Annotated in this window: 20 protein-coding genes; 15 read left to right on the top strand and 5 right to left on the bottom strand. The window is 60.8% G+C overall.

From position 1 onward, the window contains the following. Positions 1-27: 27 nt before the first annotated feature. From bamA to rnhB, 7 genes are all read left to right on the top strand, one after another. Positions 28-2,607: an outer membrane protein assembly factor BamA gene (gene bamA, locus ABDK11_RS12750; RefSeq protein WP_346836889.1), complete on the top strand. Its 2,580-nt coding sequence runs from the start codon at positions 28-30 to the stop codon at positions 2,605-2,607. Positions 2,608-2,690: 83 nt separating this feature from the next. Continuing rightward, positions 2,691-3,209, top strand: coding sequence for an OmpH family outer membrane protein (locus ABDK11_RS12745; RefSeq protein WP_346836888.1), 519 nt, complete (start codon positions 2,691-2,693; stop codon positions 3,207-3,209). 18 nt (positions 3,210-3,227) lie between these two features. After that, entirely contained in the window at positions 3,228-4,292 is a 1,065-nt protein-coding gene (lpxD, locus tag ABDK11_RS12740) for a UDP-3-O-(3-hydroxymyristoyl)glucosamine N-acyltransferase (RefSeq protein WP_346836887.1), read from the top strand. A 117-nt stretch (positions 4,293-4,409) separates the two neighbouring features. Next, positions 4,410-4,847 (top strand): 3-hydroxyacyl-ACP dehydratase FabZ, encoded by a 438-nt coding sequence (fabZ, locus tag ABDK11_RS12735; protein ID WP_346836886.1) that lies wholly within the window; start codon positions 4,410-4,412, stop codon positions 4,845-4,847. A gap of 355 nt (positions 4,848-5,202) precedes the next feature. Continuing rightward, positions 5,203-5,982, top strand: coding sequence for an acyl-ACP--UDP-N-acetylglucosamine O-acyltransferase (gene lpxA, locus ABDK11_RS12730; RefSeq protein WP_346836885.1), 780 nt, complete (start codon positions 5,203-5,205; stop codon positions 5,980-5,982). Between the two features lie 103 nt (positions 5,983-6,085). Further along, positions 6,086-7,249 (top strand): lipid-A-disaccharide synthase, encoded by a 1,164-nt coding sequence (lpxB, locus tag ABDK11_RS12725; protein WP_346836884.1) that lies wholly within the window; start codon positions 6,086-6,088, stop codon positions 7,247-7,249. 65 nt (positions 7,250-7,314) lie between these two features. Beyond that, positions 7,315-7,932: a ribonuclease HII gene (gene rnhB, locus ABDK11_RS12720; RefSeq protein ID WP_346836883.1), complete on the top strand. Its 618-nt coding sequence runs from the start codon at positions 7,315-7,317 to the stop codon at positions 7,930-7,932. Positions 7,933-7,948: 16 nt separating this feature from the next. Here the strand turns inward: rnhB and ABDK11_RS12715 are convergent, their stop codons facing one another. Then, a complete protein-coding gene (locus ABDK11_RS12715; protein WP_346836882.1) occupies positions 7,949-9,232 on the bottom strand; it encodes an HlyC/CorC family transporter in 1,284 nt (427 codons plus the stop codon). Positions 9,233-9,313: 81 nt separating this feature from the next. After that, complete coding sequence (gene ccsA / locus ABDK11_RS12710) at positions 9,314-10,123, bottom strand: cytochrome c biogenesis protein CcsA (RefSeq protein ID WP_346836881.1); 810 nt, start codon at positions 10,121-10,123, stop codon at positions 9,314-9,316. Between the two features lie 369 nt (positions 10,124-10,492). Between ccsA and ffh the strand changes: the two genes are divergently transcribed. From ffh to ABDK11_RS12680, 6 genes are all read left to right on the top strand, one after another. After that, positions 10,493-11,917, top strand: a complete 1,425-nt coding sequence (gene ffh, locus ABDK11_RS12705) for a signal recognition particle protein (RefSeq protein ID WP_346836880.1) — start codon at positions 10,493-10,495, stop codon at positions 11,915-11,917. 260 nt (positions 11,918-12,177) lie between these two features. Beyond that, a complete protein-coding gene (rpsP, locus tag ABDK11_RS12700) occupies positions 12,178-12,417 on the top strand; it encodes a 30S ribosomal protein S16 (protein ID WP_073271637.1) in 240 nt (79 codons plus the stop codon). 25 nt (positions 12,418-12,442) lie between these two features. Continuing rightward, positions 12,443-12,997, top strand: coding sequence for a ribosome maturation factor RimM (gene rimM / locus ABDK11_RS12695; protein WP_346836879.1), 555 nt, complete (start codon positions 12,443-12,445; stop codon positions 12,995-12,997). Further along, entirely contained in the window at positions 12,997-13,767 is a 771-nt protein-coding gene (trmD, locus tag ABDK11_RS12690) for a tRNA (guanosine(37)-N1)-methyltransferase TrmD (protein WP_346836878.1), read from the top strand. The genes rimM and trmD overlap by 1 nt, the downstream gene beginning before the upstream one ends. 132 nt (positions 13,768-13,899) lie before the next feature. Continuing rightward, positions 13,900-14,250 (top strand): 50S ribosomal protein L19, encoded by a 351-nt coding sequence (gene rplS / locus ABDK11_RS12685; protein ID WP_346836877.1) that lies wholly within the window; start codon positions 13,900-13,902, stop codon positions 14,248-14,250. A gap of 234 nt (positions 14,251-14,484) precedes the next feature. Beyond that, positions 14,485-15,234, top strand: coding sequence for a thioredoxin fold domain-containing protein (locus ABDK11_RS12680; RefSeq protein ID WP_346836876.1), 750 nt, complete (start codon positions 14,485-14,487; stop codon positions 15,232-15,234). Positions 15,235-15,283: 49 nt separating this feature from the next. On the opposite strand, the gene aspA is transcribed toward ABDK11_RS12680, so the two are convergent. The 3 genes from aspA to ABDK11_RS12665 form a co-directional block, all read right to left on the bottom strand. After that, on the bottom strand, positions 15,284-16,738 hold the full coding sequence (aspA, locus tag ABDK11_RS12675) for an aspartate ammonia-lyase (protein ID WP_346836875.1): 1,455 nt from the start codon (positions 16,736-16,738) through the stop codon (positions 15,284-15,286). A 273-nt stretch (positions 16,739-17,011) separates the two neighbouring features. Beyond that, entirely contained in the window at positions 17,012-17,827 is an 816-nt protein-coding gene (locus tag ABDK11_RS12670; protein WP_346836874.1) for a helix-turn-helix transcriptional regulator, read from the bottom strand. 42 nt (positions 17,828-17,869) lie between these two features. Next, positions 17,870-18,877: a type I asparaginase gene (locus ABDK11_RS12665; RefSeq protein WP_346836873.1), complete on the bottom strand. Its 1,008-nt coding sequence runs from the start codon at positions 18,875-18,877 to the stop codon at positions 17,870-17,872. Positions 18,878-19,252: 375 nt separating this feature from the next. Here ABDK11_RS12665 and ABDK11_RS12660 point away from each other — a divergent pair, with 375 nt between their 5' ends. Continuing rightward, positions 19,253-20,584 carry a homoserine dehydrogenase gene (locus ABDK11_RS12660; protein WP_346840202.1) on the top strand — a complete coding sequence of 444 codons (1,332 nt, stop codon included), beginning with the start codon at positions 19,253-19,255 and terminating at the stop codon, positions 20,582-20,584. A gap of 243 nt (positions 20,585-20,827) precedes the next feature. Next, positions 20,828-22,219 carry a threonine synthase gene (gene thrC, locus ABDK11_RS12655; protein WP_346836872.1) on the top strand — a complete coding sequence of 464 codons (1,392 nt, stop codon included), beginning with the start codon at positions 20,828-20,830 and terminating at the stop codon, positions 22,217-22,219. The last annotated feature ends 1 nt before the right edge of the window (position 22,220 follow it).

Raw genomic sequence — 22,220 nt, 5'->3', positions numbered from 1 at the left:
TTGCGAATAAAAACTCGGAATTAGTAGATGAAAGATTTCCTGAAGGTGGCCTCTCTCGGCCTGACTCTGCCGATCGCCGCGGTGGTTCAGGCGCAGTCGCAGTCGTTTGTGGTCAGCGATATCCGCGTGGAAGGCCTGCAGCGGGTTTCCGCCGGCACCGTATTTGCGGCGCTGCCGGTGCGTGTGGGCGACCGGATCGAGAGCCTGGATATCCAGAGTGCTACGCGCGCGCTGTTCCGTACCGGCTATTTCCAGGATATCCAGATTGGCCGGGAAAACGGTGTTCTGGTTATCACCGTGCGCGAGCGGCCGGCAATTTCCAAAATCGAGATTACCGGCAATAAGGCCATCAAGACCGAAGACCTGCTCAAGGGCATGAAGGACAACGGCCTCGCCGAGGGCCAGATCTTCAAGCGCGCAACGCTGGAAGGACTGGCTCAGGAGTTGCAGCGCCAGTACGTGGCCCAGGGCCGCTACGGTGCCAGCGTAAAAACCGAGGTCAAGGACCTGCCGCGTAACCAGGTGGAGCTTAAAGTGCTGGTGGACGAGGGCTCTGTTGCCGCCATCAAGCACATCAATATCGTCGGTAACAAGGCATTTTCCGACAAGGAGCTGGAGGATATCTTCGAGCTCAAGACCACCGGTTGGCTGTCGTGGCTGAACAGCGACGACAAGTACTCCAAGGAAAAGCTCACCGGTGACCTCGAGCGGCTGGAGTCCTATTACCTCGACCGCGGCTATCTGGAGTTCAAGATCGATTCCACCCAGGTATCCCTGAGCCCGGACAAGCAGAGTGTTTTCATCACCATCAATGTGCATGAGGGCGATGTCTATAAAGTCAGCGATGTGGAACTCGCCGGCAACCCGGTGGTGCCTGAGGAAGAGCTGAAGCGCCTGCTGCTGGTGCGCAAGGGACAGACATTCTCGCAGGTGCTGATGACCACCACCTCCGACTATATTACCAAGCGTCTCGGCAACGAGGGTTATACCTTTGCCGAAGTCAACGGTATGCCGGAGCCGGATGAGAAGAAAAAGACGGTAAAAGTCACCTTCTTTATCGATCCCGGCAAGCGCGCGTATGTGCGCCGTATCAATTTCCGTGGCAATACCCGTACTTCCGACGAAGTGCTGCGCCGCGAGATGCGCCAGATGGAATCCGCTTCCGCTTCCTCCGCCCGTATCGAGCAGTCCAAGGTGCGCCTGGAGCGCCTCGGCTACTTCAAGGACGTGGAGGTCGAGACCAACGAGGTGCCCGGCACCTCCGATCAGATCGATGTGGATTACACCGTCGAAGAGCAGCCGTCCGGTACTATCGGCGGCACCGTCGGTTACGCCCAGCAAAGTGGCCTGGTGCTGGGTGCCAACGTGCAGGAAAACAACTGGCTGGGCACCGGCAAGTCGGTTGGCTTTGCAGTCAATACGTCTCGCTATCAGTCGGTTGCCAATTTCTCCTACACGGACCCCTATTTCACCCCGGATGGTGTGAGCCGCGGTTTCAACGTGTTCTACCAGAATCGCGACTACTCGGAGATCGGTATCTCCAGCTATAACACCACCACCTATGGTGCCGGCCTCAACTTTGGTTACCCGATCTCGGAAATTTCCCGCGTCGGCCTGAATATCGGCTTCAATCACCTGGAGCTGGGCGTCGGTGATACCCCGGTTCAGGAAATCAAGGGCAGTCCGGTTCCCAACGATAATCTGATCGGTCTTATCAGTTCGTCGGATGTGAGCGATATCGACACCGAGCTGGTCGATGCGAAAGACGCCGGGGACGCGCTGAATTTGAGTGACCCGGTTGACCCGGCGCTGCTCAATACGGATTTAAATGGTTTCGTCGACCTGAACGGCGATATGTTTGATTCGTTCTCCATCACCACGTCCTATGCCCGTTCGACCCTGAACCGAGGCATCCTCGCCACGCGCGGTACCTCCCAGCGCCTGTCGATGGAGTTCACCGTGCCCGGCGGTGATCTGGAGTACTACAAGTTTATCTACACCGGTCAGATGTTCCGCCCGCTGACCAAGAACCTGACGCTGCGCCTGCGCACCCGTCTTGGTTATGCGGATGGATACGGCACGACCACCGGTCTGCCGTTCTTCGAGAATTTCTACGGTGGCGGCTTCGGCTCCGTGCGCGGCTTCAAGCGCAACACGCTGGGTCCGAGATCCACGCAGTTTGAATACTATGCCACCGCTCCCTGTGCTGTGAACGCGGACGGTCTCTACTCGAGCTGTTATGTGCAGGATCCGAACACCGGGGAGCTGATCACTGGTGGCTCGAACAACAAGCCGCGTCCTTTCGGTGGCAATGTACTGATGGAAGGCAGTGCTGAAATCATCTTCCCGATTCCGTTCGTGAAGGATCAGCGCTCCATGCAGTCCGCCTTCTTCGTCGACGCGGGTAATGTGTTCGACACCGCTTGTGGTGATTCGCAGCTCAACTGCTACGATATCGATGCCCGATATCTCGACGTTTCTGCCGGTATCGGCCTGACCTGGATCACCGGTTTCGGTCCGTTGACGTTTAGTGTTGCCAAGGCGCTGCAGAAAAACGAGGATGACAAGTCCGAGGTATTCCAGTTCTCACTGGGTAACAGTTTCTAATATTTTCCAACAGAGGTTGCTTGCCTTCGTTGCCCGAAGTAAGTTGCCGCCAACGATAAATAGAGTAATACGGAGAATTCGACGTGCTTAAACAAGTAAAAATTATCGCAGTGCTACTGGTCGGAATCCTGCTGTCCGGCGCCGCCGCGGCACAGAGCAATGTAGCGGTATTCAACCTGCAGGCTGCCATCATGAGCACCGACGTGGCCAAGTCCAAAGTCAACGCGCTGAAAACCAGTTCCGAATACTCCAAACTGCAGAGCAATGCCGAGTCCATCCGCGATGAAGTCAAGAAGATGGCTGAAGATGCCAAGAAGAACGGCATGACCTGGTCCGACGAGCAGAAAGCGGAGCAGCAGCGCAAGATGAACTTCAAGCGCTCCGATTTCGAAAGCACGGTCAAGAAGCTGCGCGCCCTGGAGGGCCAGGTTGGTCAGGAAATCCAGAAAACCATGGCTCCGAAAGCCAAGGCCGCGCTGGAAGCCATCATCAAAGAGAAGAAGTTGGACCTGGTGCTGAACGCCGAGTCCGCTTTCTACGCCGGCCCGAGCTATGACCTGACCGCCGAAGTGGTCAAGCGCATGAACGCCGACAAGAAGTAATTCGCGGCAGCGCTATTGATGACCGACAAATTGACGCTCGCCCGGCTGGCTGACCAGCTGGGCGCAGAGCTGCACCTTGCGCCCGGAGCGGACCCTGAACAGGCCCCCTCCGGGCTCAATACATTGCAGGATGCCACTTCCTCCGAGGTTACCTTCCTCGCCAGCGCCAGTTATCGCCGCTTTCTGGGCGAAACCCGCGCCGCTGCAGTGCTGCTTCGTGCCGACCTGCTGGGAGACTGCCCAGTGTCTGCGCTGGTGGTGGATAACCCGTACCTGGCCTTTGCGCGGGCAACGGCCCTCTACGATCGCGCCCCTGCGGCGGCTGTGGGTGTGCACCCGGCGGCGGTCGTGCACCCGGACGCGCACGTCGATGCCTCCGCGAGTATTGCTGCAGGTGCCGTTATCGAAGCCCGTGCCAGTATCGGTGCGGGGGCGGTAATCGGTGCCAACTGCTTCATCGGTGAGAACAGTGAAATTGGTGCGGGCACGCGCCTGTTCCCCGGGGCGGTGGTCTACCACGGCTGTTCTGTCGGGCGCGACTGCATCCTCCACAGCCAAGCGGTGATCGGCGCCGACGGCTTCGGATTCGCCCCGCACGAGCGCCGCTGGACCAAGATTCACCAGCTTGGCGGAGTCGAGATTGGCGATGAGGTGGAAATTGGAGCCTGTACTTGTATCGATCGCGGCGCACTGGGCAATACTGTCATCGGGCGCGGGGTCAAGATCGACAACCAGGTACAAATCGCGCACAATGTGCAAATTGGTGACTACTCAGCCATAGCTGCCTGTTCGGCCGTCGCCGGCAGTGCAATTATCGGTAGCCACTGCACCATCGCCGGCGGTGCCGGTGTGGTGGGGCACGTGACAGTGGCGGAGGGCAGCCATGTGACTGCCATGACGCTGGTGACCAAATCCATTGAGACCGCAGGGTCATATTCCAGTGGTACGCCTTTTTCCGACAGCCGCAGCTGGCGACGCAACGCAGTGCGCTACGCGCAGCTCGATCAGATCGCGCGTCGCCTGCGGGACGTGGAAAAACAATTGGCGGCTCCGGATGAGCCTGCGGATAGCGAGCGCCGCTAGCGGGGAGCCGAGAGGCGACCTGAAAGACCGCTGATACAGTTTGATTTGTCGTTTTTCGGGGTGCCAGTGTGCCGCAAGTGTACTGGCGCCCCGAAGTGGTTTCTGGGGACATATGAAATGATGGACGTACGCGAAATACGTGAATACCTGCCGCACCGCTACCCTTTTCTGCTGGTGGACCGGGTGGTGGAGCTCGAAGAGGGCAAATATATCAAGGGGTACAAGAACATCTCGGTCAACGAAGAGGTGTTTAACGGCCACTTTCCGGAAGTGCCGATTTTCCCCGGGGTGATGATTGTTGAAGCAATGGCCCAGGTTTCCGGTATCCTCGGCTTCAAGAGCCTGGGTCAGAAGCCTGCGGATGGCTTCCTGTATCTGTTTGCGGGTATCGACGACGTGCGATTCAAGCGCCAGGTGGTTCCCGGTGATCGACTGCAGCTGGAATCAGAAGTGGTGTCCGAGCGCCGCGGTATCTGGAAGTTTGCCTGTAAGGCCAGTGTCGACGGTGAGCTTGCGGCTTCGGCCAATGTTCTGTGTGCGGTGAAAAAGGTCTGACTACAATCGCACTGTGACCAGATCGGTTCCTCTGTGGCGGTGGGACCGATTAAAATGACTGGATGGGCAAAGCGGCTGTTGACCTCAGCGTTTTGTCGGTGCGGATTCTGCACAGAGTCCGGCTGAGTAGGCAGCAATGCCGCTAGGGCGGGTTTCGAGCAACCGCCCCCTTTCAATTTGAACGTCAGTAAGAAAGTCGATAGTGGCCGGGCATGGAGTCCGCCGCAGGCCGGCGCGAGCGCTGTAATGAACGGCGCCATTACCGCGCTGGCTTTTAACTGAGCATCGGTTGTACCGGGGTGGGATACCCCGGTCGATTGCTGACTTGACGAGCTTCCGAGGAGTAGGGCGCAGCATGCAGACAGATATCCACCCCACCGCCATTGTCGACGAATCGGCAATCCTGGGAGAGGGGGTGCGAATTGGTCCTTACACTGTGGTGGGCCCGGGCGTCGAAATCGGGGACGGCTGTGAAATCGCTTCCCACGTGGTGTTGAGTGGTCCCACCAGGCTCGGTCGCAACAACCGCGTTTACCAGTTCGCCACGGTCGGCCAGGACACTCCGGACAAGAAATACCAGGGCGAAGACACCACATTGGTGATCGGCGACGACAATGTGATTCGTGAAGGGGTCACCATACACCGCGGCACCGTGCAGGATCGTGGCGAAACTACCGTCGGCAACGATAACCTGATCATGGCCTACGCGCATATCGGACACGACAGCGTCATCGGTAACCATACGATCCTGGTCAACAACGTGGCGCTGGCCGGGCACGTGGTGGTGCGCGATTGGGCGATTCTCAGTGGTTTCAGCATGGTGCACCAGTATTGCACCATCGGTGAGCATGCGTTTACCGGTATGGGCGCGGCCATTGGCAAGGATGTGCCGGCGTACGTCATGGTGGCCGGCAATCCGGCCGAGGCGAAAACCATCAATGCTGAAGGGTTGCGCCGCCGGGGTTTCAGTCGCGATGAAATTTCGTTGATCAACAAAGCCTACAAGATCGTCTATCGCCGCGGTCTCACGCTGCAGGAAGCCCTGGATGCGCTGCTGGAGCTGCGCGAGCAGTCTGAAGTGGTGCAGCCCTGGATCGAGTCCCTGCAGTCCTCTGCGCGCGGCATCACACGCTGATTTGTGCAGCGCATCCGCTGCGCTACTGGCAGCAATCTGATTATCATTTGAACCTCGGCGGTCGCAATCAGCGGCCGCCGCTGTATTCAGGGGGCAGTGCCCAGTGACAGACACAGGAAAGCCGCTGCGCGTCGGTATCGTTGCCGGTGAGGCATCCGGTGATATTCTCGGCGCAGGTCTGATGGCTGCGCTGCAAAAACGCTATCCGCAGTTGCAGGTGGAGGGAATCGCCGGCCCGCGCATGTTAAAGCTGGGGGCTCGCTCGCTGTTTCCGATGGAGCGGTTGTCGGTGATGGGCCTGGTGGAGCCGCTCAAGCGTTTGCCGGAATTGCTCAGAATCCGTAGCACCCTGCGCCAGCATTTTATCGATAACCCACCGGATGTTTTTGTCGGCATCGATTCGCCGGACTTCAACCTCGGCCTTGAGGCCACGCTAAAGGGCGCCGGTATTCCCACCGTGCACTATGTGAGCCCGTCGGTTTGGGCCTGGCGCCGCGGGCGCCTCAAGAAAATTGCCCGCGCAGTCGATCATATGCTCACGCTGCTGCCGTTCGAGGCGGATTTCTATCGCGAGCACGCCGTGCCGGTGACATTTGTCGGCCACCCGCTCGCCGACGAGATCCCGCTGCAGGTGGATACCGCCGCGGCGCGCCGGGAACTGGGTTTTGCCGAAGATGATCAGGTGATAGCTTTGCTGCCCGGCAGTCGCGGCGGTGAAGTACGCCTTCTGGGGCCGCTGTTCCTGCAGGTGGCGCGCTGGTGTCACCAGCGGCGTCCGCAGTTGAAGTTTGTGCTGCCGGCGGCCAATGCGCAGCGTCTGGCGGAATTGCGTACGCTGCTGGAATCTTATGCCGATGTGCCCGTCACCCTGCTGGACGGCAATTCCCACGCTGCTGTCGCCGCCGCCGACAATGTGTTGATTGCCTCGGGCACGGCCACGCTGGAGACCATGCTGCTGAAAAAACCGATGGTGGTCGCCTACAAAATGGCAAAACTTTCCTACGCGATTTTTTCCCGCATGCTGCAAACATCGTGGGTATCGTTGCCTAACCTGCTGGCGCAGCGGGAGCTGGTGCCGGAAATCCTGCAGGACGATGCTACCCCGGAACGTCTGGGTGCGGCGCTGCTCAGGTACTACGATGATCCGTTGCTGTATGACCAGTTGCAGCGCGATTTCGACGAACTGCACCAGCAGCTGCGCCGCAATGCCTCGGAGCGCGCCGCGGATGCCGTTTGCAGCCTGGTGGATGCCCGCAACTCTGTTTAGGGGCGGTTTGGTCGTGATCAGCGCTCGCCAGCTGGAGCCGCCCTGCCTGTAAAAGACAAAACGTAATGAAAAACAAACAACCTCTGCCGCCCTATATCTGTACTTACAAGGGCGACCTGCTTGCCGGTGTCGATGAAGTCGGGCGCGGCCCCCTGGCCGGTGATGTGGTCGCCGCCGCGGTGATTCTCGACCCGGCGCAGCCGATCGAAGGGCTGGCGGACTCGAAAAAATTGAGTGAAAAAAAGCGCGAGCAGTTGTTCGACCTGATTCGCGCGCGCGCGCTGTCATTCGCCGTGGCGCGCGCCTCGGTGGAAGAGATAGACCGTATCAATATCCTCCACGCCAGCCTGCTGGCCATGCGCCGCGCGGTGGAGCGGTTGTCGGTACAGCCGGAATTTGTCCTGGTGGACGGCAATAAAAAGCCGGACTGGGACTATCCCTGCGATACGGTGGTGAAGGGCGATAGCCGCGTGCAGGCGATCGCCGCAGCGTCGATTCTGGCCAAGGTGACCCGCGATCGGGAGATGGTGGAGTTGGACAGGCAGTATCCGGGCTACGGCCTGGCGGGTCATAAAGGTTACCCGACCAAGGCACACCTGGCAGCGCTGGAGCAGCTGGGGCCGACCCGCATTCACCGGCAGAGCTTTGCGCCGGTGAAGCAGTTGGTGATGGATCTGGCGTGACGAGTGCCGCGGGTGCTCAGCGCTCCCGGTCGCGCCCCACTTTCTTGACCCGCGCGCGGGTAATCATCTTGTCGGAAACTTCGATGATTTCCACCAGGTAATTCAGGATGTAGAAGCTGATATTGCCGTCCGGAATGCTCTCCAGATGCTCCATCGCCAGGCCATTCAGGGTCTTGGGGCCATCGGTGGGCAGTTCCCAGTGCAGGGTACGATTGATATCGCGGATCGAGGTGCCGCCCTCAACCAGGTACCAGCCGTCGCCCTGGGCGACGATTTCCTCGTCCTCGCTGGCTGCCGGGTTGGCGGTGAAGTCGCCGACGATTTCCTCCAGCAGGTCTTCCAGGGTGACAATGCCCATTACCTCGCCGTATTCATCCACCACCAGGCCCATGCGGCGCTTGGTCTTCTGGAAGTTCATCAGCAGTGTCGGCAGGGGCGTCGCTTCCGGCACGAAATAGGGCTCGTCGGTATAGCTTTTCAGCTGCTCCGCGCTGAAGGACTCGGGGCCGTTGCGCAGAATCTGCGCGGCGCGGCGCAGGTGCAGGATGCCGACCACCCGGTTGATATCGCCTGCAAACACCGGCAGGCGCGTGTAGCAGCTCTCCGCCAGTTGCTCCAGGATTTCCTCGCCGGAATCCTCCAGGTCCACGCCGACCACTTCGTTGCGTGGAATCATGATGTCTTCCACCGTGGCCTGGTCGAGGTCGAGTACGTTCAGCAGCATGCCCTTGTGTTTGCTGGGCAGCAGGGCGCCGGATTCGAACACGACAGTGCGTAACTCCTCTGGTGCCAGATGTTCCGCTTCGGACTGTTCACCGGCCTCCACGCCGACGAGGCGCGCGAGGCCATTTGAGACGCTGCCCACCAGCCACACGAACGGCGCCAGCAGGCGCAAAAGCGGCCGCAGTATCAGGCTGGCGGGAAAGGCGACTTTTTCCGGGTGCAGGGCGGCGATGGTTTTCGGTGTCACTTCGGCAAAGATCAGGATCACCACTGTGAGTGCCGCGGTGGCATAGAAAACACCGGCGTCACCGTAGAGGCGGGTGAAGACGGTGGTGGCGATGGAGGTGGCGAGAATATTGACCAGGTTGTTGCCGATCAGGATGGCGCCGATCAGCTTGTCCGGGCGCGACAGTAGCTCCACGGCCCGCTTCGCCCCGCGATGACCGCTCTTGGCCTGGTGGCGCAGGCGATAGCGGTTGAGCGCCATCATGCTGGTTTCGGAGCTGGAGAAGAAGGCGGAGATGACTATTAGAACACCGATCAGGGCGAATAGCAGGCCGGGCGATATCTCGTTCAAGATGAAACTCTATTTATTGGGAAGCGGGGATATTGAAACAGAATTTCACTGGCCGCAAGTTTGCCTGGAATCAGGCGGAAATTAGCCCCAGGTGCTGCGGTGCAGAATCACTTCGAGCACCAGCTTGCTGCCGAAGAAGGCCAGCATCAGCGCGGCGAACGCCGCCAGGGTCCAGCGTACGGCGGTATTACCGCGCCAGCCCAGTTTCCAGTGGCCCCACAACAAAACACTGTAGAGCAGCCAGGCGAGGATCGACAGCACGGTCTTGTGCACCAGATGCTGGGCGAAGAGGTTGTCGACAAACAGGAAGCCGGTAATCAGCGAAGCGGTCAGCAGTATCTGGCCGAAGGCAACCAGGCCGAACAGCAGCGATTCCATCGTCTGCAGCGGTGGCAACAGGCGGCTGATTCCGCCGGGCTTGTGGTTGTGCAGCTGTTGATTCTGGTAGTAGAGGTAGATGGCCTGCAGTGTGGCGATGGTCAGTAGCGAATAGGCGGTGATCGACAGCAGCGCGTGCACGGCGATACCGGTGGACAGCTGCTGGCGCGGTGCCACACCACCCCAGTCGTACACCGCGGCAAATACTGTCAGTACACCCAGAGGCGCCAAGATCAGGATCAGTGGTTGCAGGGGCTGGCGCGTGGCGAGCAGCAGTACCAGCAGATTGATAGTCCAGGACACCAGCGACAGCATTGCCAGCAGGTCGAAGCGGTAGCCGGTGGGGGAAATGAGCGTGTAGTACAGGGAGATACCGTGGGCGACCAGTGCACCGGCCAGCAGCGCCAGCAGCGGCACCATGTGCGGCTGGCGCTGGCGCAGGTAGCTCATGGCCGCCAGAATTGTGGTGGCTGAGTAGAGTGCGATTGCCGTCCAGTGGGCGAATGCCGCCATCGATGAATCCGTGTCTCGGTTGCGATAGGGCGGCAGTGTGGCACAGCGCGCCGGTGCTGGAAAGTCCGCTGAAGGAGCCCAGCGCCGTTCTGGCGGGGATTCAGGTATTCGGACGTTTGGGTGCGGTGCTGCTGCCGCGAGTCATCTGTTCAGGTGTCCTGTCAGCCGGTGGCCGGGCCCGGGTGTCGCTACGATTGCCGGGAGTCCGGTCAAAGCCGTGGCATTGGGTGGTTGCGCCGGAGTTTCGGCTGCGCCGGCGCTTGAGCTATACTGCCGCGCCACGAGAGCCGGGAGCTGTGCTTCCGCAATACAGTGCCGATGCCCAGCGGAGCGGCGGTCGGCCAGCCAGATAGAGATCGAGACGTATCTATGTTCGACAACCTGAGCGACCGCCTGTCGGCGGCGTTAAAGAAGGTCACCGGTAAAGCGCGCCTGACGGACGACAATATCCGCGACACGCTGCGCGAGGTGCGCAAGGCGCTGCTGGAGGCCGATGTGGCCCTGCCGGTGGTGAAGGCATTTGTACAGCAGGTTCGCACCGCGGCGGTGGGTCAGAAAGTCAGCACGGCGCTGAACCCGGGCCAGCAGTTCGTCAAGATTGTCAATGACGAGTTGGTCAAGGTCATGGGCGAGGCGGCTACGCCGCTGAACCTGGCAGTGCAGCCGCCGGCGGTGATCCTGATGGCGGGTCTGCAGGGTGCCGGTAAGACCACCAGTGTGGCCAAGCTGGCCAAGTACCTGCAGGAGCGCGAGAAGAAGAAGGTCATGGTGGTCAGTGCGGACGTCTACCGCCCCGCGGCCATCAAGCAGCTGGAAACCCTGGCCGGTGAGGTGGGGGCGCTGTTCTATCCCTCCACTCCCGAGCAAAAGCCGCTGGATATCGCCAAGGGCGCGATGGACGCCGCGCGCAAGCAGTTCGCCGATGTGCTGATCGTGGATACCGCCGGCCGCCTGCATATCGACGAGCAGCTGATGGACGAGATCCGCGAGCTGCACGGCACGCTGGATCCGGCCGAGACGCTGTTCGTGATCGACGCGATGATCGGCCAAGACGCGGTCAACACGGCCAGCGCCTTTAACGAAGCGCTGCCGCTGACCGGTGTCATCCTGACCAAGGCAGACGGCGACGCCCGCGGCGGTGCGGCGCTGTCGGTGCGCCATGTGACCGGAAAGCCGATCAAGTTTATTGGTGTTGGTGAGAGGACCGACGCGCTCGAGACTTTCCACCCGGACCGCATCGCTTCACGCATTCTCGGTATGGGCGACATCATGTCGCTGATCGAGGAGGCGGAGCAGAAGATCGACAAGGCCAAGGCCGAGAAGCTGGTCAAGAAGGTGCAGAAGGGCAAGGGCTTCGATCTGGAAGACCTGCGCGACCAGCTGCAGCAGATGCAGAATATGGGCGGCCTGGGCTCCCTGATGGAAAAGATGCCGGGTATGGGCGGTATGGCACAGATGGCCCAGCAGGCGGATATGGGCAAAGAGTTCAAGCGCATGGACGCCATTATCGGTTCCATGACGCCCGCCGAGCGCCACAACCCGGATATTCTCAGCGGCTCCCGCAAGCGCCGTATCACTGCCGGTTCCGGCACCCAGATCCAGGACCTGAATCGCCTGCTCAAGCAGCACAAGCAGATGGGCAAGATGATGAAAAAGCTCAAGGGCGGCGGCATGGGCAAGCTGATGCGCGGTATGGGCGGCCTGCCGGGCATGGGCGGTGGTGGTGGCACCGGGGGGATGGGCGGCATGGGCGGTATGCCCGGCGGCCTGCCTCCGGGGTTCCGCAAGAAATAGCCGGAACTCCAGGTACACAGGCGGGCTGGTAGCCCGCGTTTATCTTTGATGGCCTTGCGAGAGAGCCTTGAAAGCGGCTCTGTGGCGCGGGCGTTGCTCAGGAGGGAGTTTGCCGATTTTGGGTGGATTCCCCGCTATACAAACTACGGGCGGTACATTAGAATACGCCGCCTTTCAGCCGGGTGCGCTTCCGGCTCGGATTGTTGTAGGTGGTCGCCGAAGAAGGTGGCTGCCCAGTGTTGAAACTACAGGAAAGCTACATGGTAACCATTCGTTTGGCTCGTGGCGGTGCTAAGAAGCGCCCGTTTTATCACCTGACTGTGACTGACAGCCGCAAATCCCGCGACGGCCGTTTCATCGAGCGCGTCGGCTTCTTCAACCCGGTTGCCCGCGGTCAGGAAGAGCGTCTGCGCGTTGATCGTGAGCGTGTTGAGTACTGGGTAGGCCAGGGCGCCCAGGTCTCCGACCGCGTCAGCAAGCTGCTGAAAGAGTCTGCTTGATTCAAGCCGAGCTGCGGGTGTGCCTGTGACGTCAGTTAATCCTGAGAGCAGCGGCTCCAAATCCGCTGACCTGGTCACTGTCGGGCGCATCACCGCGGTGTACGGCGTTCGCGGTTGGGTAAAGGTGCATTCCTTTACCGAGCCGATGGACAATATTCTGCAGTTCGCCGATTGGTGGTTGCAGAGCCCCTCTGGCTGGGAACCGCTGCAGGTGGATGGTGGAAAGCGCCACGGTAAGGGCTTGATTGTCCATATCGAGGGTGTCGATGACCGCGACCTGGCGGCGCAGTACTGCCAGCGGGATATCGCTGTGCGGCGCAGTGAACTGCCATCCCTTGAGGCGGGTGAGTTCTACTGGCACCAGCTGGAAGGTCTGCGCGTGATCAGCCGTTTCGACGGCCGCGAGTGCGATTTCGGCTGCGTGGTGCGGATGATGGAAACCGGTGCCAACGACGTACTGGTCGTGCGCGGTGGCAAGGACGGGCGCGAGCGCCTGATCCCTTACCTGCCGGGCGAGTTCATCAGCGATATCGACCTGGAAGCCGGTGTGATCACCGTCAACTGGGATCCGGAATTCTGATGGTCGATACCAAGCGTATTGCGCTGGTCAGTATCTTCCCGGAGATGTTCGCGGCCCTGACCGATTACGGGATTAGCGGGCGCGCGGTCAAAGATGGCCTGCTGGAGGTGCGCTGCTGGAATCCACGGGATTTCACCAGTGATCGCCACCGCACTGTGGATGACCGCCCCTACGGCGGCGGACCCGGCATGGTGATGCTGGCGGAGCCCCTCTACCAGGCCCTGACCGAGGCTCGAGCCTGGGCCGAAGAGGGCGGTGCGCCGGCGCGCAGTATCTATCTGTCCCCCCAGGGGCGGCAGCTGGATCAGGGCGGTGTCGAGGCGCTGTCTGCGGCGGGTAACCTGGTGTTGCTGGCCGGGCGCTATGAGGGGATCGACGAGCGCATCGTCGAGACGCTGATCGACGAAGAGTGGTCCATCGGCGACTACGTTTTAAGTGGTGGCGAACTCGCTGCCATGGTGCTGGTGGATACGGTCACGCGGCTGATTCCCGGCGCGCTGGGGCACGATCAGTCGGCGGTGGAGGACTCCTTCGCCCGCGGGTTGCTCGACTGCCCGCATTACACCCGCCCGGAAGTCTACCGGGACAGGGTGGTGCCGGAGGTGTTGATGTCTGGCAACCACGAGAAGATTCGCCGCTGGCGCCTCAAGCAGGCACTGGCGCGCACTGAGCAGCGCCGTCCCGACCTGCTGGAAGGGCTGGCGCTGGACGACGAGCAGAAGCAACTGCTGGAGGAGATCCGGCGGGAGCGCAATGCTGAACAGAATTGAGGACGCGCCGAAGTTCAGGCTTGGGGGCGTTCAGAGGCCGGATTCGCCGGGAGGCGTGAGTAATCTGGTGAACTAGCTGAGAAGCTACACAATCGCAGGGTTCCACAGAGCCCGTATTTGGGAGTATTCCAAATGACTAACAAAATCATCCAGCAGCTGGAACAGGAACAGCTGAAGAGCGACGTTCCGGCCTTTGCTCCGGGCGACACTGTTATCGTTCAGGTGAAGGTTAAAGAAGGTAACCGCGAGCGTCTGCAGGCGTTTGAAGGTGTTGTTATCGGCAAGCGTAACCGCGGCCTGAACTCTTCCTTCACCGTGCGCAAGATTTCCCACGGTGTCGGCGTAGAGCGTACCTTCCAGACTCACAGCCAGCTGGTCGACAGCATTTCGGTCAAGCGTCGCGGCGACGTGCGCCAGGCCAAGCTGTACTACCTGCGCAACCTGACTGGTAAGGCGGCGCGCATCAAGGAAAAGCTCAACTGAGTGTTTCCTTGCGCGAACTGAAGAAGCCGGGGCAGAGATGCCCCGGCTTTTTTTATGCCTGAACGGTGTGATTTCCACCTTTTGGCTGTCCCGGGAGCTGCGTCGTGGTACCGCTGTGGCGGATATGGTAAAACGCGCCATAGAGCACATTTGTCGCCGTTTGATGCCATACTGGCGGGAACCGGATGCCGGCCTTTCAGTCGAAACCAGAAGAATTACAGGAGCTATCGACCAATGACGTTTTTCAACAAGTCGCTGATGCTGGTTGGCGCATTCATCGCCCTGGCGGGCTCTGCCGCCCACGCCGAGGTCGACGCCGCCGTGGTCAAGACCATCAAGGCAAACCTCAAGGCCGGCAATCCCAAGGCCAGCTACGGCGAAGTGCGCGAAAGCCCGATCAACGGCGTCTATGAGGTCGATATCGATGGCGGCACCAACACGCTGTTCGTGTCGGCCGATGGCAAGCACTTCATCTACGGCGACCTGTATGGGATGGCCGGCGGCAAGATGGTGAATATGTCCGAGAAGCGCCGCACCACCCAGCGCGCCAAGATCATGGACAGCCAGGACATCAAGGACATGATCGTCTACTCGCCGAAGGGCAAGACCAAGGCGCATATCTATGTGTTCACCGATGTGGACTGCGGCTACTGCCGCAAGCTGCACAAAGATGTGCCGAAGTTGAATGCGATGGGAATCGAGGTGCGCTATCTGGCCTTCCCGCGTGCTGGCCTGAACTCCCTGAGCTACCGCAAGGCGGCCACCGCCTGGTGCGCCAAGGATCGCAAGAAGACCCTGACTGCGCTGAAAAACAACGAGAATGTGCCCCTGAATGTCTGCGCGAACAACCCGGTGGCGAAGGAATATCACCTGGGCAACGACGTTATCGATGTGCGCGGCACACCGACCATTGTGCTCGAAGACGGCACCGTGGTACCCGGTTATCTGCCGCCGGCCACCCTGGCCAGGGCTCTCGGGATTTAAATGACTCCGGGTGGCGGCCGCCCGGCTGCCACCCTTATTACCCGCCGCCTTATCGCTTGATCTTGCGCGGCTGGGTCATGTTTTCCGGCGCGAGAATTTCTTCCAGCGCCATTTCACTCAGTAATCTTTCTTCCAGCACCAGTTCCCGGACACTGCGCCCGCTCAACAGGGCCTGTGCGGCGATGCGGGTGGCGTTTTCATAGCCGATGAACGGCGTTACCGCGGTAATCAGGCCGATACTGTTTTCCACCAGTTCCCGACAATGCGCTTCGTTGGCGGTGATACCGCTGATGCAGCGATCGGCCAGGGTGTGCATGGCCTGGGTCATCAGGCGCATGGATTGCAGTATGTTGAAGGCGATTACCGGTTCCATCACATTCAGCTGCAGCTGGCCGCTCTCGGCGGCGAGAGTGATGGTGAGGTCGTTGCCGATCACCTGGTAGGCGACCTGGTTGACGACTTCCGGGATTACCGGATTGACCTTGCCGGGCATAATCGAGGAGCCCGGTTGCATCGGCGGCAGGTTGATCTCGTTGAGGCCGGCGCGGGGACCACTGGAGAGCAGGCGCAGGTCGCTGCAGATCTTGGAGATCTTTACCGCGATGCGCTTCAATACGCCGGAAAACATGACGAAGGCGCCCATATCCGAGGTGGCTTCGACCAGGTTGGAAGCGCAGACAAAGTCGATAGCAGAAATTTCGGAAAGTGCATCGACCACCATTTGCCGGTAATCGGGGTCGGTATTGATCCCGGTGCCGATGGCGGTGCCGCCCATATTGATCTCGCGGAACAGCAGCACCAGTTCCTTCACCCGGTCGACGTCCTCGCGCACGGTGGCGGCGAACGCGGCGAACTCCTGGCCGAGGGTCATGGGTACGGCGTCCTGCAGTTGCGTGCGCCCCATCTTGATCACGCTGGCGAATTCATCAGCCTTGCGATCGAACTCTTCGCACAGTTGCTCCATCGAGTCCACCAGTTCGCTGTAGCTCAGCAGTATGGCGAGGTTGATGGCGGTGGGGTAAACGTCGTTGGTGGATTGGGACAGGTTGACGTGGTTGTTGGGGTGCACGTGGGTGTAGTCACCCTTGCTGCGGCCGAGCAATTCCAGGCTGCGGTTGGCGATGACTTCGTTGGCGTTCATATTGGTGGAGGTGCCGGCGCCGCCCTGGATCATGTCGACGAGGAAGTGGTCGTGCAGTTGGCCCGCGATGATTTCGTCGCAGGCGCCGCCGATGGCGTGGGCAATTTCCCCGTCCAGGTAGCCTAGTTCAGTGTTGGCGCGGGCGGCGGCTTTCTTGACCATTGCCAGGGCTTTCACCAGGTTGGGGAAGTGATTCAGGGTGATGCCGGTAATCTGAAAATTTTCCAGCGCGCGCAGCGTCTGGATGCCGAAGTAGGCTTCGTCGGGCACTTGGCGGTCGCCGAGCAGGTCGTGCTCCAGGCGCGTGGCGGCGCCGGCGGCAAACAGCGGGGTGGGTTTCAGGGTGTGAAATGCGCTCGTCATTACTGCTGGTTCCTGTGAGGCTGTGCTCTTTGTTTGGGTGTGTGCTTAGAGAGTTGGGTGGCGGTGCCGCTACCGGGTACAGCTTTGTGAGACACGCCGTATACCCATCCCTGGGGGCTCGGCACCGGCATCCATTCCGGTGACGGTCTCACAAAGCTGCACCCGGCATCGTCACCTTGGCAGAGCGTCCAATCAAAGGCGCAGTATTGCGCCTGGTGGCAGCACCTGCGCTGTTGATCTGGTTGCTAGCCAATGGATGTTCGTCGACCTGTGTTAAAGCGGCTTGGCAAAAAAACTTGGCGAGGTCTCGCCGGCCGCCGCGCGGATATTTTCACGGATATTACGGTTGATCTCGTCGGAATCCGGACCGAACACGCCGCAGAGCTTTAACGCACTGCGCACGCTGATATTGCGCCCCAGCGATTCCAGTACCACCTTGGTGCATACCGGTTCACGCCGGTCGCTGGCGGAGACGCCCAGCTTCAAACCGGACAGATAGCTGACGCGGCTTTTGTAGGTGGGGTAGAGGATGGTCTGGGCGATTTCGTTGTGGGTCAGCGCTTCGTAACCGATCAGGAAAATGCGTTCGGAAAGAAAGAAAAGCATGCCGCGGTAGCGGGACTTGTACCACTCTTCCCGGTCCGGATAGCGCATGCGCTCGAAGCGCTGGAAATAATAACCCTCACCGTCGCTCTCGATGCGCAGCAGGCTGCGGATAATGTAGTCCTGGAAGGTCATCGAGTAGTGGTATTCGAAGTAGTAGCCGAGGTATTTGTCGGCGTGTCCCTGCGAGGCGCGCATCAGCCGCTCGATATCGGCGCGGTAGGGGCGCGGTGCGGCGGTGTCGCTGTCCGGTGCGTTGCGCACGCGCACTATCTGTGCGAACTGCTCGTGGGGCATCTGGATTTCGTGGGGTTCTACCCCGAAGAAATCGCAAATTTTCGTCAGCGTATAGTGCGACGGGCGGGTGTCGCCGTTCAGATATTTGTTGAACTGCGCCCGGTTGACGCCCATGCGCCGGCAGACTTCCGCAATAGAGCGGTAGAAGCTGCACAGCAGGCGCAGGTTTTGCGAAAAATTGCTGTTCATAGGCATCGCAATGTCAGTCCGTGATCAAGGTTCTGGTGCCGGTCAGGGAGTACATTCCCCGCACAGGGGGGTGGTCATCAGTTTTCTCACTTGTGACTCGGGTAACCCCATCGCCAGCAGGTGATTGAGTTTGGTAAAGGCGGCCTCGCTGGTCATATCCAACCCGCCGATGACGCCGGCATCGCGCAGTGCCGAGCCGGCTGCGTATTTGTCCAGGTCCACACGGCTCTCCAGGCACTGGGACACGGCGACACAAATGGTGCCGCGCTGGGTCGCCTGCTCCAGCTGTTGCGCAAAGGCGGGGTCCTGGCTCGGGGCGTTGCCGGTGCCGTAGGCTTCTATCACCAGGCCGCGCGGCCGGTATTCGAGCAGCTTGCCAATAAAAAAGGGCGAGATGCCGGGAAACAGCTTCAGCAGAGCGACGCCGCCGTCGGCAAATTCCGGCAGCTGGAAATTGCGCTCGGTCGCCGGCACCAGTAGCGCGCCGCGGTCCAGGGAGACCTGAATGCCGACTTCGCCCAGTAGCGGGTAGTTGGGTGAGGCGAAGGCGTCCAGAGAGCCGGCGCTGACCTTGGTGGCGCGGTTGCCGCGCAGCAGTTTGCCGTTGAAGTAGAGGCTCACTTCCGCCAGGGAACTGTCCGCGCTCAACAGCAGCGCGGCGATCAGGTTGTTGTGCGCGTCGCTGCGCATCTCGCGCAGGGGGATCTGCGAGCCGGTGACGATCACCGGCCGATCGAACCCCTGTAGTGCGAACGACAGCGCGGCGGCGGTATAGGCCATGGTGTCGGTACCGTGCAACACCACAAAGCCGCTGTAGCGGTCTGCGTTGTGGGCAATGCGGGCGGCAATGCGATACCAGTCGGCGGGTTGCATGTTGGCGCTGTCGAGGAGTTGCTCGAGGGCGATGAAGTCGTAGTCCGGCAACTCGTTGCCGGCATCTGCCAGCAGTTGCTCCAACAGTGCCTGCAGGTCCGCGTCGGGGATATAGCCGGAGGCGCTGCGGCGCATGCCGAGGGTACCGCCGGTGTAGAGAATCAGGGTCTTCTGCATAATATGGCTGCGGGTCTACCGCGTCCTGGCTGGGTCAACATTGGCGGGCTGTATTTTTCGCTATCACGCTCGCTGGCGCAATTTCGCTGGCTGTTGGCAGGTGATGCTAGTAGATGCTTTTATAGCATCAGTTTGCGCAGGTTGCTGAAGGATGATGATTTGGTTGCGAGGTGGCCGCCGGAGCCGGCTGCGGTGTGGATTGGCGGCCGCCGCGCGCGCAATTTTATTGACATTTTGCCCCTCATCTCAGTAAGGTTGTCGTCCTTTTGTCGTTGTCTATTACCACTTATTGCGCTGATGCCGATCCGCTTCTGGCATCGGGGCTGTCTTGCGCGGAGGGAAGTTGTGAGCGCACCCGTCGAAGTAACCACCGAATTGCATGCCTCTCAGGCCGACAACCCGCGCCGCGCGGCGCGTATCGGTATCTGTGGCCTGGGCACCGTGGGCAGTGGCACTGTCAATGTGATGGCGCGCAACATCGAAGAGATCGCGGCCCGCTGCGGTCGCCCGGTGGAGATCGTGCAGATCGGCGCGCGCCGCGACAATCCCGCCTGCGACACCAGCACCTACAACGTCACCCGTGAAATCTTTGATGTGGCGAGTAATCCGGATGTCGATATCCTGGTGGAGCTGATCGGCGGCACCACCGTGGCCCGCGAACTGGTGCTGACCGCGATCGAGCACGGCAAGCACGTCGTCACCGCCAATAAGGCATTGATTGCCGAGCACGGCAACGAACTCTTCGCCGCGGCCGCCGCCAAGGGCGTGACCATCGCCTACGAGGCCGCCGTGGCCGGCGGTATCCCGATCATCAAGTCCCTGCGCGAGGGGCTGGTGGGCAACCGCATCCAATGGCTGGCGGGGATCATTAACGGTACCGGCAACTACATCCTCACGGAAATGCGTGAGAAGGGCAGAAGCTTTGCCGAGGCGCTGAGCCAGGCCCAGGCGCTCGGTTACGCCGAGGCCGACCCGACCTTCGATGTGGAGGGCATCGACGCGGCGCACAAGCTGGTGATCATGGCCTCGCTGGCGTTCGCCATTCCGCTGGCCTTCGACAAGGTTTACTGCGAGGGCATCAGCGGTGTCACCAGCGAGGATATCCGCTACGCCGACGAGCTGGGCTACCGGATCAAGCACCTGGGTATCGCCCGGCGCACCGAGCAGGGCGTCGAGCTGCGCGTGCACCCGACCCTGATTCCGCAGCGCCGCCTGATTGCCAACGTCAACGGTGTCATGAACGCGGTGCTGGTCAACGGTGATGCCGTGGGCCCGACCCTTTACTACGGCGCCGGTGCCGGCGCCGAGGCCACGGCCTCGGCGGTGATTGCCGATATCGTCGATGTGGCGCGCACCCTGGAATCGGCTCCCGACCAGCGGGTGCGGGCTTCCGGTGTCGCCGAGGGCGCGCAGAACGGCGGCGAGGTGCTGCCGATGGACGAAGTGGTTACCAGCTATTACCTGCGTATCTCCGCGCACGACAAGCCCGGGGTCATGTCCCAGGTGGCGCGGATCTGCAGTGACGAGGGCATTAGCATCGAGGCCCTGATCCAACACGAACCCGCCGATGGCGAGGCCCTGGTACCGGTGGTGATCCTCACCAGCCGCGCCAAGGAGGCGCGCCTGCGCGAGGCGGTGGCGCAGATCGAGGCGCTGGATACTGTCGAGGGCTCTGTTGTGCGTATTCGTGTGGAGCCACTTGGTTAATATTCTCGGCAGAACAAGCGCCAATACTTGATGCGAAGGTCCTGATGCCGGGAGTTGTTTGCGGGACCTTATGAGGCAGGGATGCCGATTAGAGCCTACACGGACGTATGTACGGCGTGTCCCGCAAACAACTCCCGGTAGCAGGGCCGCCCAGGTCTTTCTTGCCGAGACCAGCGCCTCGCTTAGTGCCAGTTGCCACCCTTGTAGCCATGAATTTTTAGTTTCAGTAATCGAAAAGACACCGTGAAATTTATCAGCACCCGCGGCCGTGCGCCGTCTCTGTCCTTTGCCGACACCGTACTCACCGGCCTCGCCAGCGACGGCGGCCTCTATGTGCCGGAATCCCTGCCGACCTTTTCCCGCGACGAGATCGCGGACATGGCCGGGCTCGACTACCGCGAGCTGGCGTTTCGCATTATCCAGCCGTTTGTCGGCGACGACCTCAGTGACGACGAGCTGCGCGGCATTATCGAACGCGCCTACGAAAACTTCCGTCACAGCGCCGTGGCACCGCTGGTGCAGACAAATACCAGCGAGTGGATTCTGGAGCTGTTCCACGGGCCGACGCTGGCGTTCAAGGACTTCGCCCTGCAGTTTCTCGGCCAGCTGTTCGACCACCTGCTGAAAAAGCGCGGCGAGCGCGTGGTGATCATGGGGGCCACTTCCGGGGATACCGGTTCCGCCGCCATCGAGGGCTGCCGCCACTGCGACAATATCGATATCTTTATCCTGCACCCGCACAACCGGGTGTCGGAGGTGCAGCGCCGGCAGATGACCACGGTGCTGTCGGACAATGTGTTCAACATTGCCCTCGAAGGGAACTTCGACGATTGCCAGAACATGCTCAAGGCCAGCTTTGCCGACCAGTCGTTCCTGCCCGACGGGCGCCGCCTGGCGGCGGTCAACTCGATCAACTGGGCGCGCATCATGGCGCAGATCGTCTACTACTTTTACGCCGCGGTGAACCTGGGCGCACCGGCGAAAACGGTCAACTTCTCCGTACCCACCGGCAACTTCGGCGATATCTTTGCCGGCTACCTGGCGCGGCAGATGGGCCTGCCGATCGAGCAACTGGTGATTGCCACCAACGCCAACGACATACTGCACCGCTGCATCAGCGCCAACGACCACTCGCCGCAGCCGCTGGTGCACAGCCTGTCGCCGAGCATGGACATCATGGTGTCGAGCAACTTCGAGCGGCTGCTGTTCGATCTGTACGGCCGCGATGGCGCCGCCGTATCCGAGCTGCTGGCGGACCGCAGTGTGCCCATGCACCTGAGCGAGGCGGCGCTGGGCAAGGCGCGCGAGGTCTTCTCCTCCTGTTGCGTCGACGACCGCCGCACCGTCGAGGTGATTCGCGAGGTCTACGAGTCCACCGGCTACCTGCTGGACCCGCACACCGCCATCGGCGTCGAGGCCGCGCGCAAGGTGCGCCGCTCGATGTCGCAGCCGATGGTTTGCCTGTCCACCGCACATCCGGCAAAATTCCCCGATGCGGTGGCCCGCGCGCTGCCGACCGAGCAGATTCCCCTGCCTGCGCATATGCAGGGGCTGTTCGAACGCGAGGAGCGCATGAAAGTGCTCCCCAATGACCTGGCGCAGGTGCACGACTTTATCGCCACCGCGCTGGAGTGAG

The organism is Microbulbifer sp. SAOS-129_SWC, assembly GCF_039696035.1.
In the GTDB taxonomy this organism is placed as follows: Bacteria; Pseudomonadota; Gammaproteobacteria; order Pseudomonadales; family Cellvibrionaceae; genus Microbulbifer.
Note: the sequence above shows the minus strand (reverse complement) of the source record. Positions and strands in the feature narration are given on the sequence as shown.

Coding starts and splice junctions, on each gene's coding strand:
- bamA (WP_346836889.1), top strand. CDS start 28: ATGAAAGATTTCCTGAAGGTGGCCTCTCTCGGCCTGACTCTGCCGATC.
- lpxD (WP_346836887.1), top strand. CDS start 3,228: ATGACCGACAAATTGACGCTCGCCCGGCTGGCTGACCAGCTGGGCGCA.
- fabZ (WP_346836886.1), top strand. CDS start 4,410: ATGATGGACGTACGCGAAATACGTGAATACCTGCCGCACCGCTACCCT.
- lpxA (WP_346836885.1), top strand. CDS start 5,203: ATGCAGACAGATATCCACCCCACCGCCATTGTCGACGAATCGGCAATC.
- rnhB (WP_346836883.1), top strand. CDS start 7,315: ATGAAAAACAAACAACCTCTGCCGCCCTATATCTGTACTTACAAGGGC.
- ccsA (WP_346836881.1), bottom strand. CDS start 10,123: ATGGCGGCATTCGCCCACTGGACGGCAATCGCACTCTACTCAGCCACC.
- ffh (WP_346836880.1), top strand. CDS start 10,493: ATGTTCGACAACCTGAGCGACCGCCTGTCGGCGGCGTTAAAGAAGGTC.
- rpsP (WP_073271637.1), top strand. CDS start 12,178: ATGGTAACCATTCGTTTGGCTCGTGGCGGTGCTAAGAAGCGCCCGTTT.
- trmD (WP_346836878.1), top strand. CDS start 12,997: ATGGTCGATACCAAGCGTATTGCGCTGGTCAGTATCTTCCCGGAGATG.
- rplS (WP_346836877.1), top strand. CDS start 13,900: ATGACTAACAAAATCATCCAGCAGCTGGAACAGGAACAGCTGAAGAGC.
- ABDK11_RS12680 (WP_346836876.1), top strand. CDS start 14,485: ATGACGTTTTTCAACAAGTCGCTGATGCTGGTTGGCGCATTCATCGCC.
- aspA (WP_346836875.1), bottom strand. CDS start 16,738: ATGACGAGCGCATTTCACACCCTGAAACCCACCCCGCTGTTTGCCGCC.
- ABDK11_RS12670 (WP_346836874.1), bottom strand. CDS start 17,827: ATGAACAGCAATTTTTCGCAAAACCTGCGCCTGCTGTGCAGCTTCTAC.
- ABDK11_RS12665 (WP_346836873.1), bottom strand. CDS start 18,877: ATGCAGAAGACCCTGATTCTCTACACCGGCGGTACCCTCGGCATGCGC.